Source organism: Gottfriedia endophytica (genome assembly GCF_017814275.1).
GTDB classification, from domain to species: domain Bacteria; phylum Bacillota; class Bacilli; order Bacillales; family Bacillaceae_G; genus Gottfriedia; species Gottfriedia endophytica.
In genome coordinates, this window is record NZ_JAGIYQ010000002.1 from 17,166 (window position 1) to 33,985 (window position 16,820).

A 16,820-nucleotide genomic window follows, 5' to 3' on the forward strand; every position below is an offset into this window, starting at 1 on the left:
TTTAACATGTTTTGAGGATTAGCCGTTTTTTACTGTTACTTAAAGTAAGAAGCGATGAGTGGGACCATATACCCAGCATTCTTGCTGACTTGAAGGTTAACCGCAACCGTCTTGACGCCACCGATGTCGATTTGAATCTCTTTCAGGCCGTCTTCCGGCGTAATTGTTCCTACATCTTTGAGAAGCGCGTTTGTATCCAAGTCGGATATTTTGATATTGGTTAAGTTCCCGTCAATCGCGGCAATCTTAAGTACGAGCTTCTTATATTTTTTGTTAGGCGTAAAATAGAAGAAAGGAGCTCCACCATCGTCCAAATGATTATAAAGAACTTCTTTATAATTCGTACCTTTGTAAGTCGTTTGTTTTGGATCCTTAGAGTAGTTCGTATTGTGGAAATTCTCGGATTTCACGGGAGTGCCGTTCACTTTTTCGCCAACGATAATTTCTTTGCTTTTGGCATCCGTAACGACGGGTACATTCAGTACGCTGCCAATGCCTTGAATCGGAACGTAAATACTGCCCTTGTAAGAAATCGGCTGAAGAGCAAGGCCTTTGCTGTCATTGAACTGCGCTAGTTTGCCATTTACACGTATTTTTACATTTCCATCGAGATAAGCTTCAATCTTCTTCAGATTGGAACCGGCGTAAACGCCAGTACTGATACCAAATAATAATGCTGCACCGGTTATAGAAGCCACGAGAGCTTTTTTCATTTCATCTTTACTCCTCTGTATGTTAATTAATGGAAAACACCACAATTTTTAACTTAATATTCTTTCAATTCATAATCTTATATCAATTTCGAGCAGGTTACAATAGTTCCATTCAACTTTCTAACAGCAATTTACGGGAGAATCGAAATCTAATTGGGATGGAAAAGCTTGATGAAGCCCCTTCAACCGAAAAAGAAAAAACGGCATCTCGGCCGTTTTGGTTTAAGGTACTGGTTAAATGATCTTTTCGCTGAGGTATCATCCAAACCACCAATCGTTTTGACATAATTTTAGGTAGTACTATTAATGCTGGAACAAATATTGGCAAAAATACCCTGTTTTTCGTTCAATCTAAATCATTTTTTTAATACCTTTTTCATGTCATTTGCATTATGTATTAGGTATTTTTTCGTCATTTTTCATCAAAAACAGACAAAAATTTGAAAATTCATTATAATCAGCATTATACCGGTATAACAACAAAAAACAAAGGGAAGATATATGATGAAAAAACGTATTGGAACTAAAAAAATAATGTCATTAGTTGCCGTAAGTGCAATTACCGTCACTTCATTATTCGGCAGTTTTCAAAAAGCTTTCGCGTGGTCTTGTGATGATCCGCATAATCAAGATCAAAGTACACATCTTTTTATCGTAAACAACGGTGTCAAACTTATTTCCAGCAATGCAGATCCTGAAATTAACAAGCCTGCCACTCTGCTTGAACAGTTTCGTGATCGTTGGGAGCAAGGCTTGTACGATGCTGATCACATTAATCCTTACTATGATACTAGCACATTTATGTCCCACTTTTATGATCCGGACACGAAAACGAATTATGCGGGACTGTCTTATCCAACAGCACGCCAATCAGGGGCGAAGTATTTTAATCTAGCATCGAACTACTACAAAAATGGTGATTTTTACAATGCATTCTATAACTTAGGGTTATCTTTGCACTATTTTACAGATGCTACAATGCCTCTTCATGCTTCAAATATTTCTAATCTTGATCATCACGCACCTGGATATCATTCGAAACTCGAATCATTTTCCGAACTTATTCAAGATCAAGTGACAGTTCCAGATTCAGGTCTATATAATTTGGTGCCTTCAAATGATCCTGAGCTATGGATTCATCAAGCTGCAGTACAAGCGAAATCAGTTATGCCTCAGGTATGGAATGATTCTATCATTAATTGGTTCTGGCAAGCGGCTTACAGTAATTATTATTCCGACATGTGGAAAAGCGTCGTAAAAGCTCCAATCCTTAATCAGCTGAACCAAGCAGAGCGTGAGACCGCAGGATTCATAAATATGTTTTTTCGCTTAAACGGTGTTGAAACGCCTGTGACTGTTTACAGTGAAACTGCTTTTAGCGGTGCATCAGAATTACTCGGTTCTGGAAATTATGATTATAACCAGCTCGTAAAAGGCATTGGCAATGATGCAATTTCTTCAATTCATATTGCACCAGGCTATCAAGTAACTGTCTTTGCGAATGCCAATTACAGCGGAGCATCGAAAGTGCTAACAGCTGATGCGAGCGATTTGGACAATCTCAACAAAACAATTTCGAGTCTTAAAATAGAAAAAATACAGTAGGTTAACGTACACAAATAATTCATTTAACGGAGCATCGACAGTTGTTTCAGGAAATGTTGATGGTTTCGGTAATTTAAATCAGTGGGAGTTTTCTACATCTCCCACTGATAGTAAGTTGAACCAATCAGGCTTTTACGGAGAGTAAGATATTGATGTATCTGTGGGACACGGAGCATTTTGCTTCCTGTTTTTTCATTTCGCCTCGATGGCATACATCATCATATAGTCCCAATATAAATAATAAATTTATTTTGAAATAAACATTTCTCATGACCTATGGTCTTCTAGTTAATCTTTGGTAGTTTTCCGGTTTAGAAGTAATTCATTAATAATTATTACTCTTCCATATTCCCCCATCAAAGTCTAATTTTATTCAGGTGGGGTAATATTTAATTTATTAACAGACAGACACTTGTAAAAGTTCACCTCTAAAGAGTACATTTTGATTTTGAATTGCCTTTTCATTTTCAACAATTCCTCCCGTTTGCTGAATATAATTTAATTAACATATTCTTAAGTCCTTTGCTTCGATATAAAAAACATTGGAGTGGAATCTACATTTTTTAGCCAAATCTTCTCATGACCATTTAAAGCATCTTTTACCCATACATCACCTTTATTTCCCTCTACTATCTTTCGAAACCAAGTAAGATAAGATCCAACAACCTGAGGATCTTCATCAAGCTCATTCCTCTTCGGAAAAGTGATTTGTTTTTGGTCTGCTGTTCTAATATTAATAACATAAAGTGATGTAAACATGGTTGGTACAGGTCCTTCCTTCCACTCCTTGTTCTCTTTCGCACGTGCCACAATTACCAAATCATTAGAGAACCATTCCAAATCGAGATCTACAAATCCTTTAGGTGTGTATTCCTTTTGTTGTATAGATGTTGGCATTTCAGCAATCGTCATTTTCTTGTTTTCAACGAAAAATCTTCCTTCTCCTGATATATAGGCTAATTGATTAGCATTTGGTGCCCACTTAAACCAGTCTTGGTAACCTAGCATTTTTCCTACTGCTTGAAAGTTTCTACCTTGTGATGATAAAACACATAACGGATTGCTATCCATGGACCAAGAAGCTGTAGGTATGCCAAGAAAACTAACCCATTTCCCATCAGAACTCCACTTAAAATAATCAGCCATAATGGCAAACAAATTAGGTGCTTTTGTTTGAATAGTATAAAAATGTTTCATTTTATCTGCATTAAGTTTTGCATCGACTGGAATTCTATAAAGTGGTATTGGTCCCCATCCTGTAGGACGTAAACTAGATTGTGAGGAAACAATAAATTCTCTCCCGTTCGGAAACCATTCATAACCACTAACCCCAAGTGAGACATTTTCAAACCCTTGCGGAAGACCATTCTTTGTTTTTGTTACATTTAATAATCCATGATCAATGTAGGCTAATTGATTTTGGTTTGGAGACCATTTAAAGTCAGTTGCTTCGACTCTAAAATAAGGCTGGTAACTTTCTTTTTCCTTTGTATCATAAATGAATAAATCTGATTTTTGCCCTTGGTCATCACCGTCGATATAACCAATAAACCGACCGTCATATGACCATTTTTGAGAATACACATATCGATCTTTTGTAATCTGTATTTCTTTATCGCCGTCTTTTATCCATAGCTGATGATCACGGATAAATGCAGCTTTAAGAGGAACTTCAGCAAAAGCATTTTTGGAGAAGGTAATGCTTATTAATATTATGAATAGTAAAATCCTAATGGTTGCCATTAATCATTCTCCTTGTAATAAAATGTCCTTATTATTAATGGGACGTTTCCAATTTGATGTTAGTTTTCTTTTATTTATGTTTTTTATGAACGTACTTCTTTTTTTCTTTCCTTTTTCACCATTTCGAACTTCATTGAAATTCATATTTGGTCCTGCTGGAAGCATATATTTTAATCTGAAAAGTCTTTTTTCTTTCAATTCAAGTCATAGTTTATTATATTTATTATATAATAATTATTATAATCTAGGTTGTAGCTTTCTTACGACTAGAATCATAATGATTTTCTAAATTTACAAGGATGGGAGAAATACATATGGATACTAATAACACAGTTAACACAGGGAAGTGCCCAGTAATGCACGGAGGTGCTACTACTAACAAATCTAGTGGTACATCAAACAGAGACTGGTGGCCAAACCAGTTGAACTTAAATATTCTACATCAACATGACAGAAAATCTAATCCTATGGGAGAGGACTTTAATTATGCAGAAGAATTCAAAAAGCTAGACTACTACTCTCTTAAACAGGATCTTCACGATCTAATGACAACCAGTCAAGATTGGTGGCCTGCTGACTATGGACATTATGGTCCGTTCTTTATTCGTATGGCTTGGCACTCCGCTGGTACATATCGTACAGGTGACGGCCGTGGAGGTGCTGGAACTGGCACACAGCGTTTTGCTCCACTTAACAGCTGGCCTGACAATGGTAATCTCGATAAAGCTCGCCGGTTACTATGGCCGATTAAGCAAAAGTATGGCAACAAAATCTCTTGGGCAGACTTGTTTATTTTAACTGGAAATGTTGCGATAGAATCAATGGGCGGAAAGACATTTGGTTTTGGAGGAGGACGACCAGACGTTTGGCATCCAGAAGAAGACATTTACTGGGGTACTGAAACGGAATGGTTAGGTGATAACCGTTACAAAGGCGATCGTGATCTTGAGAACCCACTTGCTGCTGTTCAGATGGGACTTATCTATGTTAACCCTGAAGGTCCAAACGGTAATCCCGATCCACTTTCTAGTGGAAGTGACATACGTGAAACCTTTGCACGTATGGGAATGAACGATGAGGAAACAGTTACACTAGTAGCTGGAGGACATACTTTTGGTAAGGCACACGGTGCAGGAGACGCTGCTCTTGTAGGTCCAGATCCAGAAGCTTCTCCTATTGAAGCGCAAGGCTTAGGTTGGCTAAGCACACATGGTACTGGCAAAGGTCGTGATACCATCACAAGCGGTATTGAAGGCGCTTGGACTGCTAATCCAACACAGTGGGATAATGGATTCTTTGATTTATTGTTTGGATATGAATGGGAGCTCTCAAAGAGCCCTGCAGGCGCATATCAGTGGATTGCTGTAAATCCTGCTGAGAAGGATCTTGCCCCAGATGCAGAAGATTCATCAGTTCGTGTTCCGACTATGATGACTACCGCAGATATGGCTTTACGTATGGATCCAACTTACGAAAAGATTTCTCGTCGTTTCCATGAGAATCCAGAAGAATTTGCAGATGCATTCGCTCGTGCATGGTTCAAACTAACACACCGTGACATGGGTCCTCGTGCAAGATATCTTGGCCCAGAGGTTCCAGAAGAAGTTCTTATCTGGCAAGATCCTGTACCTGCTGTTGATTATGAATTAACAGCATCAGAAGTAGAAAAGATTAAAGTAATGATCCTAGACTCAGGACTTACAATCAGCGAGCTAGTAACAACTGCTTGGGCTTCAGCAAGTACCTTCCGTGGCTCAGATATGCGTGGCGGTGCTAATGGTGCTCGCATCCGTCTTGCTCCACAGAAAGATTGGGAAGTGAATCAGCCTGAACAACTTACAAATGTGCTTACTGTTCTAGAAAACATTCAAAATCATCTAGATTTAAAAGTTAGCATGGCCGACCTAATTGTACTTGGTGGTAGTGCCGCAGTAGAAAAAGCTGCACGAGATGCAGGCTTTGATGTAACCGTTCCTTTTGCTCCAGGACGTGGAGATTCTACACAAGAGCAAACCGATTTAGAGAGCTTTGCAGTGCTAGAGCCTTTCGCTGATGGTTTCCGCAACTATCAGAAAAAGCAGTATAGTGTAAGCGTAGAAGAGTTATTAGTAGACAAAGCACAATTACTTAACCTTACAGCACCAGAAATGACTGCACTTGTTGGTGGCATGCGCGTCCTAGGTACTAACTACGGTGGTACACATCACGGAGTTTTTACTGATCGAGTAGGCACTCTTACTAACGACTTCTTTGTTAATTTGCTTGATATAGGAGTAGCATGGAAGCCAGTAGACGGAGGCGTATTTGAAGGAAGTGATCGCAAATCAGGTGAGGTAGTACGCACAGCAACTAGGGTTGACCTAGTGTTCGGTTCAAACTCAGTACTACGTTCCATTGTAGAAGTTTATGCTCAAGACGATAACAAAAGTAAGTTTGTAAATGACTTTATAGCTGCCTGGGTCAAGGTAATGAATGCAGATCGTTTTGATTTAAAGTAATCTTGGGCTGACAGGAAATTTAAGCTTAAATAATACCGCCATCCTATATCGATGGCGGTTTTCCTTGTGAAAAATAGACAAATAATCAAAATAGAAACATAAATGACTACTCGATTAGCTGTTTTTTCCTTAACAATTCCAAATACTTTACTTCAAGTAATTGCTTTTCTTCTTTATTACTTGTCATAGATAATTTACTTAATGTCTCTGTTAACTCCATTTCAATTGCGATTAAATAATCTTCTTTCTCCCGTCTAGTAACAATCTTTTTCGACTCATGTAAGGAGTCACATTCTTTTAGATATGAATTATTGATTTGTATAGTAAGGATATGGGTTGCCAAATTTTTAACGAAATAACGGTCGTGGGTAGCAAAAATAATTGTCCCTGGATAATCCTTTAATACTCCTTGCAAAGCCTCAATAGTTGGGAGGTCTAAATAATTGGTTGGTTCATCAAGTAATAGAACATTATAATTTCCAAGAAATACTTTTACTAATGCTGTTTTAACTCTTTCTCCTCCACTTAACATTAGGACTTTTTTATGAACATCTTCTCTCTTAAACTGTAATCTTGATAAAACTGTACGAATTAAATGTTCTGAGTAATTACTCGATTCTTTGACATTTTCTAAAATCGTTTTGTTTTCATCAAGATTTTCTAGATGTTGGTGGAAAAAGCCTAATGACACTGATTTTGCAACGTCTATTTCCTCATTACCGTTTGCAATCATGTTTAATAATGTAGATTTCCCAGCACCATTGAATCCCATAATAGCAACTTTTGAACCAGGTTTAATCGCTCCATTTAGATGACTAAACAACATTCGTGCACCAAATTTAGCACTTACTTGATTAAACGAAATTGCTGTTTTACTATGAATTTGCTTAAATTGATTTATATCAAAAATAATTTTCTCTTCTGTTTTCGGTTTTTCTTTTTTCTCAAGTTGGGTAATTCTTGTTTGGATCGCCTTTACTCCTTTATCTAATTTTGCCTTTTTCTGACCTACACTTCTTTTGTGAAGTCTTGCTTCAGAATTCCCCATTCTGCTCGGTGCTTTCTTTAATGACTTAGACTTTTGACTTTTTTCGAGTGTAGCCTGTTCTAAACGATGTTTTTCCTTTGTATATTGCTCATACTCGAACCATTTCCTATCTTTTTTATGTTGCTTTTGATCAACATAATCATTATAGTTTCCTTCATAGCATTGAATGGTACCACTGTCTATTTCCCAAATGGATGTACAAACTTTATTTAACAGCTCTCGATCATGAGAAATAATGATTACACCACCATCAAATTGTCTCATTTCCTTTTCAAATTTTTCGACTCCATTAACATCCAAATGACTAGTTGGTTCATCAGCAATGATTAATTTGGCTTCCGATGAGAGGGCTGATGCAATTTTTAATCTCGTTTTTTCTCCACCACTCATTGTTTCCCCCTTTGGAACCCCCCAACTCCTTTTTAATTTACTTTCAATCTCTTCTGCATCTACATCTTCAAGCTGAGGAATATAAGCAATCGGACAGAATAATTGAACAGTCCCTTGATCAGGCCTAAGTTCATTCGCTAATATTTTCAATAATGTTGATTTCCCTTCACCATTCTTCCCTACAATACCAATACGCTCACCATGATAGACTGTAAGTTGATTAACTTTTATAATTAATCGGTCTCCGTAACTTTTTTCTATTTTACTCGCTGCTAACAATAACATCAAAAAACCTCCCTAGGATTCTAGAGAGGATTAGTTAATTTTAGGTATAATGAAAAAACATCCCTTTTGAATGAATCTCATTATAAAAGAGTGTTTCTCATTTTAAATAAAATGGCACCTAAAAATGAACAGACTAATCCCATCTAGACGAAATATATTTTAAAATAAAATTTTCAAAATATTGTCTAAAAATTAGGATTATTACTTCATTTTATACGGTACCTTACCTTTCTTCCAAAGATATAATTTTATAATATTATGGATTTTCCAAAAAATCAATTCATTATTATTTAATTAAGGATTACTTTTAGTTTTACATAATATCTCCTTCTAACTTTCCCCTTCAATACCAACAATCAGTTCTTCTTATCCTCTAAGTCTTTCTAGAATATCCTTTTCTACCCTATGCTCAATAAGGAGTTGAACTTTGTCTCTGTTCAACGAATAAAATATTCCATTATTTAAAATGTATTGAATCAAACTTTCAGTGGTTACACCATTTTCCTCGGAACAAATCGAGATTATTTGATGAAAAAAGATTTCATAAGGAACCCAATAACCTGTCCCCGCAAGAGTCTGTAAAAATGTATATTTTTAAGTGCTATAAAGTTGAAGTATTTGCTCGGAGCCCTGTTTACTACCTGAACGACCCAAGCGTTGCTAGATAGGAAACACTAAAAAAAGAGTTTTTAGCCCTAAAGGAGCTTACACCAAATATGTTTCATACTTTTGTAAAGAAAATTGAATATCCAATTGATGGTAGGCATAATAAAACTGCCGAAATCGATTCGACAGTTAAATTTGAATTTTTTATTCTTTTCCTAAATTTAATATTCCATTCCCTTCAAAACGCTTAGAATTTCCAAGAGAATCCGTTCTTTTAATTAATTGAGCATAAATTTCATCTTCAGATAATGTTCTTTCGAATTCTTTTTCACTTTGTTTAATAATTAAGGCAGATCCCCCTGAAACATGTGGAGTTGCCATTGACGTTCCACTTAACGTAGCATATCCTCCGTTGTTATAGGTGGATAGAATTCCTTCTCCCGGTGCAACTAAGTCTACATTTAAGTTAGAATCGCTAAATCTTGATATATTTTTATTTAAGTCTACTGCACCAACTTCTACAACTTCTTGATAAGCTCCTGGGTAATCGAACTCGTCTGTGTCTGGTCTATTATCTCCACTGTTTCCGGCGGCACAGACAACTAAAACACCTTTACTTATTGCATTTTTCACAGCCTCATGAAGTTCTGGAACATCTTGAGGTCCTCCTAAGGACATTGAGATTACTCGTACTTTTTCTCCATTAGGCCCTTTCCAGTTTGCTGCGTAATTAATACCATTAATAATCCACTCATACGCCCCACTACCTTTTTTTCCGGCCAAAACTTTTACAATAAGTAGTTTAGCCTGTGGGGCGACACCTAAAACCCCTTGATTATTTTCTGTTGCAGCTATTGTACCCGCAACATGAGTACCATGGCCCGCATAATCAGAAACATTATTTGGGTCACTATTATCATCTGTTGTAAAATTTCGTACGCCGATAATACGATCTTTTAAATCTACATGATCCGTCTTGCAACCGGTATCTAATACTGCAACTACAATATCCTTACCCTTATCACTTTTTTGCCATGCCGTTGGTGCGTTAATTAGTTTCACACCTGGAGGCATTTCTGTCACCTCTTCAACTACCTCTAACACTTCATATGGTATTAATTTTACTTCATTATTTTTTACTTCATCGTTGTTATTCAACTGTTTCACCTCAAGCGAAATTTTTGGTATTTACACTCGCAAAATATTTTATCCACGAAAGTATGAAATATGGTATTTTTTAAAATTGAAGAAATTTCAGAATTCCAGTCTTTGTGCTTGCTTTCCTTTCTTAAGGAAGCAGTCAATCAACACATCATAATGGTCTTAGATATTCCTTTATCTTTCGGAACTCTATGATTCTATTTAGGAGAGCAAATTAAAATAGGGTTTAGAGTGAAGAATTGGGAGACCCTTGATTTCTTGGGACTCCTAACATTGCTGATTTCAATTTAAACAACTTCAACTTTTACTGGTTGGTGCTATTGTTATGGTTACATTCACTGACAGGCTTAATCGCATGTCCTTCATCATCAGTACACCACGATTGGGATTGAAACGCGAGAAACATACCAACCCATCGATTTTCTTCTTCAAATTGAATAAGAGTGGCACCGTCTTGCCATGTGCCGTCGTCACCCGCCCACTTAGTACTATTGCCTTGGTTCATATGAATATCATGAATACCTCTCCCTGGTGAAAAATGAAAGTATTTGTCTCTTGAATTTTCATTTTTGAATTTATCTCCGTAGGCATAAACGGTAGCATTTTTATTTTTAGCTTCCATTATGTAGTGGTTGACTTTATCATTTAAGTCATTGTCTGGTCCATCCTCTGTAGCTGGGAGAGGAATCATTTTTTTTGGATCAAATAAGCCGCCGCGAATGTAATCTAAGGCAAATTTTTGATTATCACTGGTAATTGGAGTAAACCCTTCTTCTAACGTTGGAATAATTGTTATCTGATCAGAGTTAAAATCTTCACTTACATAATATAGAACCTCTGAGGGACTATCTTGAGAAGCAACATTGATTGCAATTCTGTAATCCTTTCCAGCTGCTTTTAAATGGACTTCATAATGTGGGGTTCTATCTTTTGAATCCACAGGCCTCACATCAAAAACCTTTCCTTTTAATACACCGTAATTAAACAAGGGCATAATATTGGAACCTCCATTATAGTTTAAATAGTCGAGAAAAATTTTTATTAACTATGATAATAATTTTTATGAGTTCGATTAAATAACGCTTCATGATGTACGTTTGAAATTAAAAGTAAAATAAAAAAGATCAATTGACTGAAATGGAGGATTCAATTACCATACGGCACCAATCGCTTTTGCACCTCGGTTGCATAGCTCAAGTGATTGAAGATGGAAAGAACACCCGCGCCTCCGTTTCTTCCCAATTATCTAGGTTGCCGAAAAGGCCAGATGAGATACGACTTCTCGAACGAAACCCGCCGTTGGTTTACGTATAACTGGCCGGCAGACAAGAACGTTTCCTGGATTGTTGTTCCAACAACACCGCAGGCAGGGGCACCTCACATTATTTCCAGTTCTTTCAAGGAATTCCTAAATGCCACACAACAATCCTGTCTCAAACGCCGGAAGACGAGATACGAACCGTTTCGGGCCCAAGGGGGCACATCAACGAGCATGTCTTCTCCTTTTTGCATCGGATTAAATACCCCTGTACTATCCAATGCCCCTTGGCTTGGGTAACCAAATACGAATTCACCAGGTCAGATGAGCATTTCACCTGGTCTGGAAAACATTTTTGCCCGTTCGTCCTTAGGATCAATAAAGCGTGGTGTTAGAAAATCTTCAGACATGTCTGATATGCATCCACGTATTCCTGGTTGCGAGATACCATCTTTTAATCCGAAGTGCTCATGCCCAGGTTGGACTGAACTTACTCTTCCTTCTTCTACATGCGTTAACTTTATTCCTCCTTTTTTATCTATGGTTTCAGTTAGAATTTTTAATCTTTCTTGTAAGAAACTATCGTTATCGCTTGCTACGATTAACAATAAATCTGGGAGGTTATCTGGCCCCCAATCACCCAATTTTCAGGTATTTCCTCTTTGGTAACTAGGTCACCAAGTAATCCTGATCTATTTTCCATTCGACTTCGAAATGGAAATTAAGGCATCTACGGGCATATTAGAAAACTATAGGATATATAACTACCCACCCTGGCAGCGTTTAGGTCAGGGGTTCCCCCATAACTTCAAAATGTTGATTTATTGCCATTCTTGAGATACTCAGGGCTGGCTCTTTTTCATTACATCATTAAAAATTAACAAAAAAGTAACGACTCTCTATAATTTATAAAAGGTAACAAGCATAACAAAGTTTGAATTCTAACGTTGAAGATTTTTTCTGTTGTCATTACTTTCTGTACAAAATAAAAAGCACTAGAAATTACTCACTAGTGCTAATTCAAAATTACTTTTTGCTTTATTGTAATCTTCATCTGCAAAAGCCAATTATGCAAAAACCAAAAGGTTGAAAATACCGAATTCTCAGACAACTATTGGAACTATATTTCGATGTATACCACCTTCAAATAAAATAGATGAATTATTAATAAAACATGAGCCCCCTCTACAGAGGGAGCTTTCATACTCACTGTCACATCTCTTATTAATATGTCCTTACTAGTAGTGAACAGCACTCCACATGTGTTGAGTAGGTTGTTCCTTTACTTTCCTAAAAACTTTGATTATAATTTTAATAGATATCATATACTAAAAAAGAGCACCAGCTACAACTGGACGCTCTTTATACATCTAACTGCAAGAAGTGCAGTGGCCAGAGGGCAAAATAATCCACCTACTTTACCAGAGCGGGGTGGGTTATTTCTTTTTACCAGAAGAATTACATACTGCAATTACTGCAACGATTAAACTAGCGAAACCAATCATAAGACTAATCCCTTCGTAAACAGTAAACATAAGTGTCACCTCCCTTCATAAGGAAGTGCCACTGCCCACCCAGCCATAGACTGTACTTCTAAATTATACCATATATTTGAAATAAACGCGAATATACGTTCGTCAAACTTTTCTTCTATTCGCGTGAATCATACTTCACTTAATTCTATAAAACCATCTAACATTTTCATATAATAGTGAGTAAACTTCATTCAACGAAATATTCTTCATTTCAGAAATCTCTCTTACAACATGATGTACCATCTTTGGATGTGTCATTTGATTCGTAAAAATACCTTCAAATGGCCACGGTCCATCTGTTTCTGACATAATTAAATCTAGTGGAAAAGTTTTAACAACCTCTCTCGTTTCCTCTTCATAAAGAATATCTGGCGTTAAGGATACATAAAACCCATTTCGAATGAGCCGCTCCATCGTTTTTTGATCACCTTTAAACCAATGAAAATGAGCTCGTTCAATAGTATGTTTCTCCAATAAATCACACACAACAGGTGCATCATTATAAACGGCGTGTAAAATAATTGGTTTATCCAATTTTTTCGCTAACTTAATAAACTCTTCTAACAGATCTACATATTGTTGATACGGAAACCTAGAATTATTTTCTTGTGTTCTTAAGTAATATGGAAGTCCTACCTCTCCAACTGCAACCATTTTATCTTGATGTTTTCCAATCCAATCAAACATTTCGGTTACATCACCATCGGAAGGTATAGCCTGTTCAGGATGAAATCCAAACGCCGGATAAATTGTCGGGTTAACTTCCGCAATCTTTAGATTTTCTTGGCAAGAAGCTAAATCCATCGATACATTAATTAACCCTTCAATTTTGTTCGAAGACAAACTTTCAATTATCTTCTGCCGATCGTTTTCTTCATATTTATCAAAATGGATATGAGCATCAAATACTTTCATATTATCTACTACCTTTCAATTCTGCGAAGATTTCTTTTTTCATTTTTTGGAAATAATCATCCATTAGTAACTCTTCATTTCTTGGTCTTGGAAATTCTACCTTAATTTCTTTTACGATTTTGGCAGGTCGTTCAGATAAAATATAAATTCGGTCTGATAAAAACAAAGCTTCTTCAATATTATGAGTAATAAACAGGATTGATTTTTTTTCCTTTTCCCAGATAGATAGTAACCATTTTTGCATGTCTAGTCTCGTAAATTCATCTAATGCAGAAAAAGGCTCATCAAGAAGCATTAGAGATGCTGGACTGATTAGAGCTCGAATAAATGCTACTCTTTGCTTCATTCCACCTGAAAGTTGATGTGGAAAAGCTTTTTCATACTCTGATAAACCAACTTTACTCAACCAACTCTTTGCCTCATCTAAATTTGTTTTTTTATGCAATTCTTGCCCTAATAAAACGTTTTGTAATACATTTCTCCACGGTAAGAGAGAGTTATGCTGTGGCATGTAACTAATATGTCCTGTTTCACCAGTAATTTTTTTATCACCTAAGAATATTTCTCCTTTCTCAGGTAACAAAACTCCTCCAATACTTTGAAAGATTGTACTTTTCCCACTTCCTGAAGGTCCTATAATTGAAACAAATTCACCTTGATTCACATGTAAAGAAATTGAATCCAGAATTTGACCTGTTTTAGGAAATGAGACTGAGATATTTTCAACTCTTAGTTCTGCTTTCATCTTTTTCCCTCTTTTGGCATCCACTTTATTATACTTTTTTCAATTATGACAATCACAATATAAAATATCAGACTTAATAAAATTATAATAAAAATTGCGATGAATACTCGGTCTGTTCGGAATGAGGATGAAGATAAAGTCATAAAGACTCCAATTCCCTTATCAGAACCTAACCATTCGGAAATGACCGCTCCCATCACACTATATGTTGCCGAAATTTTTAATCCAGAAAAAATAGGAGGTAACGCGTTAGGAAACTCTACTTTCGTAAAAATTTGCCATTTAGTTGCTCCAGACATTCTCATATATTGCATTAAATCATTTGGTACATTTTTAAATCCATCTAACGCAGCAACTGTTATTGGGAAAAAGCATACAAGCGTAATAATGATAATCTTTGGTAAGATACCAAATCCAAACCAAACGACTAGAAGTGGTGCTAGTACGATAATCGGTATATTTTGCGATAGGATTAAATAAGGATAAAAGATATTTTTCATGCCTGGAATGACATGAAGTAAAACAGCTATGATTATTCCAATTAATGAACCAATAATATAGCCTGATACGGCTAACTTTGTGGTTGAAAAAGTATCAGATAAAAAAAGATTATAATTCGTAAACGCTTCTTTAAAAATGGTAGAAGGTGCAGGAAGAAGCCATTTTGGTATTTGACTATAACGTGAAGTACATTCCCAAATTACGAAGAAAAGGACGAGGACCAATAATGGTCTCCATCCTTTTGCAATTAACCTCTTCATGGACGATACTTCTCCGTTAACGTATCCATTGTGATTCCTTTTGGTTGAAATAAAATTTTAACTTGAGAAATAACATTCGGACTACCAAGTTCGACCATTTTATTATTCATCTTTTCGATGACACTTAGCAACGTTGATAATTCACCCTCCATTGTTGTTTCAAGTGGATGAACTTCGTATTTGACCCCTGCTTGATCAATTACTGCAATTGCAGCATCTACTAGGGAATATAACTCTTCACTACTGTGTGCTTTAGGAATTATTTGTATACTAACTAATGCGTTTGCCATATGATAAAGTCTCCTTTATTTTGGTAAGTAATCATTTGTAAATGCTTTTTTAGCGTCTAATGGCTTTTCAAGAAGCTTGTGATCATACATCCAATTACTATAATTTTCCCAAACTGATAATTTTTGTTCTCCCCATCTTGGAGCATCAGCTTGATATCTTGGTGATAACCATTCTTGACTTTTCTTCACAAGTTTTTTATCTAGATCAGGAACAGCTTTGGTTAAAATATCAGCACTTTCATCTGGATGTTTAATCGCAAAATTATACCCTTCAGAAAGAGCAGCCATAAATTCTTTAACAGTCTTCGGATCATTTTTTAACATATTTTCATTTGTTGTAATAACTGGTGTGTAATAATCAAGTTTCTTCGAGTAATCCGTTAAATAAATCATATTAATTGGTTGTTTTTTTAATTCTGCTTGGATACCAGTCCAACCATAATAAATCCATGCAAAATCTACATCACGATTTACTGCAGTAAAGAAGTCTGTGTCACCCATATTAACAATCTTAACTTTGTTCACATCCGCATGTTGTTGAGCCATTAATGAAGAGATAACAGCCTTTTCAGTTGGAGAACCCCAACCACCATATGTTTTTCCTGCAAAATCTTTTGGTGAAGTGATATTTTTTGATTTTGGTGATGCAAATCCAGATGTATTATGCTGAATAACAGCTGCGATCGATACTAATGGAATACTTTGAATTCTAGCTTGTGTTACAGATTCTTGGTAACTCACACCAAATTGTGCTTTTCCTGATGCAACAAGCTGATCTGCTCCTGCATTACCAGGCATTATAATACTTACATCTAATCCATGTTGTTTAAAATAGCCTTTTTCTTTTGCTACATAAATACCTGTGTGATTCGTATTCGGTGTCCAATCAAGAACAATAGAAACCTTCTTTAAAGCTTTATTCTTACTTGATGTATTGTCTTTTTCGTTTGAACTACATCCCGCTAAACCTACTACAAGTAGTAGAGATAAAAATACACTAACAATCTTTTTCAAAGTTTTTCCTCTCCTAAACAATTATGTAGACAATGAAGTTGGAAAAGAAAGATAGATAAGAGCAAAAAGAAAAACGCTCAGGAAAGCCCGAGCGTTGTAATAATCCAAAATAAACGGAATAAGTTCGTCTATTAGAAGATGTTCCCTCCGCTGGTACTAACCAGATCAGGTTTAAGGGTCAGTATCTTTGGATACTATCTCAGCCAGCACTACTGGCCCCCCTACATTCCAATTCTCCAATTGTCTATTACAC

The 16,820-nt window shown here is 36.2% G+C and carries 15 protein-coding genes and 1 riboswitch; of the genes, 2 read left to right on the forward strand and 13 right to left on the reverse strand.

Going from position 1 to position 16,820, the window contains the following annotated elements; translation table 11 throughout:
* Nucleotides 1-35 precede the first annotated feature (35 nt).
* Nucleotides 36-713, reverse strand: coding sequence for a hypothetical protein (locus tag J5Y03_RS02750; protein WP_209402271.1), 678 nt, complete (start codon nt 711-713; stop codon nt 36-38).
* Between the two features lie 504 nt (nt 714-1,217).
* Here J5Y03_RS02750 and J5Y03_RS02755 point away from each other — a divergent pair.
* The gene (locus J5Y03_RS02755; protein WP_209402273.1) at nt 1,218-2,318 is read left to right on the forward strand and encodes a zinc dependent phospholipase C family protein; all 1,101 of its coding nucleotides are present in this window, start codon (nt 1,218-1,220) and stop codon (nt 2,316-2,318) included.
* A gap of 513 nt (nt 2,319-2,831) precedes the next feature.
* Here J5Y03_RS02755 and J5Y03_RS02760 read toward each other — a convergent pair.
* Nucleotides 2,832-4,061 carry a TolB-like translocation protein gene (locus J5Y03_RS02760; protein WP_209402275.1) on the reverse strand — a complete coding sequence of 410 codons (1,230 nt, stop codon included), beginning with the start codon at nt 4,059-4,061 and terminating at the stop codon, nt 2,832-2,834.
* A gap of 3 nt (nt 4,062-4,064) precedes the next feature.
* Complete coding sequence (locus J5Y03_RS02765; RefSeq protein ID WP_209402277.1) at nt 4,065-4,205, reverse strand: hypothetical protein; 141 nt, start codon at nt 4,203-4,205, stop codon at nt 4,065-4,067.
* A gap of 170 nt (nt 4,206-4,375) precedes the next feature.
* Between J5Y03_RS02765 and katG the strand changes: the two genes are divergently transcribed.
* Nucleotides 4,376-6,559: a catalase/peroxidase HPI gene (gene katG, locus J5Y03_RS02770; RefSeq protein ID WP_209402286.1), complete on the forward strand. Its 2,184-nt coding sequence runs from the start codon at nt 4,376-4,378 to the stop codon at nt 6,557-6,559.
* Between the two features lie 106 nt (nt 6,560-6,665).
* Here the strand turns inward: katG and abc-f are convergent, their stop codons facing one another.
* The 10 genes from abc-f to J5Y03_RS02815 all read right to left on the reverse strand — a co-directional run bounded on the left by abc-f (nt 6,666) and on the right by J5Y03_RS02815 (nt 16,567).
* On the reverse strand, nt 6,666-8,282 hold the full coding sequence (gene abc-f, locus J5Y03_RS02775; protein ID WP_209402288.1) for a ribosomal protection-like ABC-F family protein: 1,617 nt from the start codon (nt 8,280-8,282) through the stop codon (nt 6,666-6,668).
* An 810-nt stretch (nt 8,283-9,092) separates the two neighbouring features.
* Nucleotides 9,093-10,046, reverse strand: a complete 954-nt coding sequence (locus J5Y03_RS02780) for a S8 family peptidase (protein WP_245208713.1) — start codon at nt 10,044-10,046, stop codon at nt 9,093-9,095.
* Nucleotides 10,047-10,353: 307 nt separating this feature from the next.
* Nucleotides 10,354-11,043 (reverse strand): YukJ family protein, encoded by a 690-nt coding sequence (locus J5Y03_RS02785; RefSeq protein WP_209402290.1) that lies wholly within the window; start codon nt 11,041-11,043, stop codon nt 10,354-10,356.
* Between the two features lie 584 nt (nt 11,044-11,627).
* Entirely contained in the window at nt 11,628-11,951 is a 324-nt protein-coding gene (locus J5Y03_RS02790; RefSeq protein ID WP_209402292.1) for a hypothetical protein, read from the reverse strand.
* A 792-nt stretch (nt 11,952-12,743) separates the two neighbouring features.
* Nucleotides 12,744-12,842 carry a putative holin-like toxin gene (locus J5Y03_RS19760; RefSeq protein ID WP_245208714.1) on the reverse strand — a complete coding sequence of 33 codons (99 nt, stop codon included), beginning with the start codon at nt 12,840-12,842 and terminating at the stop codon, nt 12,744-12,746.
* 135 nt (nt 12,843-12,977) lie between these two features.
* Nucleotides 12,978-13,757 (reverse strand): TatD family hydrolase, encoded by a 780-nt coding sequence (locus J5Y03_RS02795; RefSeq protein WP_209402294.1) that lies wholly within the window; start codon nt 13,755-13,757, stop codon nt 12,978-12,980.
* A 1-nt stretch (nt 13,758) separates the two neighbouring features.
* Nucleotides 13,759-14,502, reverse strand: coding sequence for an ABC transporter ATP-binding protein (locus J5Y03_RS02800; protein ID WP_209402296.1), 744 nt, complete (start codon nt 14,500-14,502; stop codon nt 13,759-13,761).
* The gene (locus tag J5Y03_RS02805; RefSeq protein WP_209402298.1) at nt 14,499-15,263 is read right to left on the reverse strand and encodes an ABC transporter permease; all 765 of its coding nucleotides are present in this window, start codon (nt 15,261-15,263) and stop codon (nt 14,499-14,501) included. Before J5Y03_RS02805 ends, J5Y03_RS02800 begins: the two co-directional genes overlap by 4 nt.
* Nucleotides 15,260-15,553, reverse strand: a complete 294-nt coding sequence (locus tag J5Y03_RS02810; protein WP_209402300.1) for a thiamine-binding protein — start codon at nt 15,551-15,553, stop codon at nt 15,260-15,262. The genes J5Y03_RS02805 and J5Y03_RS02810 overlap by 4 nt, the downstream gene beginning before the upstream one ends.
* A 15-nt stretch (nt 15,554-15,568) precedes the next feature.
* Entirely contained in the window at nt 15,569-16,567 is a 999-nt protein-coding gene (locus tag J5Y03_RS02815) for an ABC transporter substrate-binding protein (protein ID WP_209402308.1), read from the reverse strand.
* A 125-nt stretch (nt 16,568-16,692) separates the two neighbouring features.
* Nucleotides 16,693-16,800: riboswitch (TPP riboswitch) on the reverse strand.
* Between the last annotated feature and the right edge of the window lie 20 nt (nt 16,801-16,820).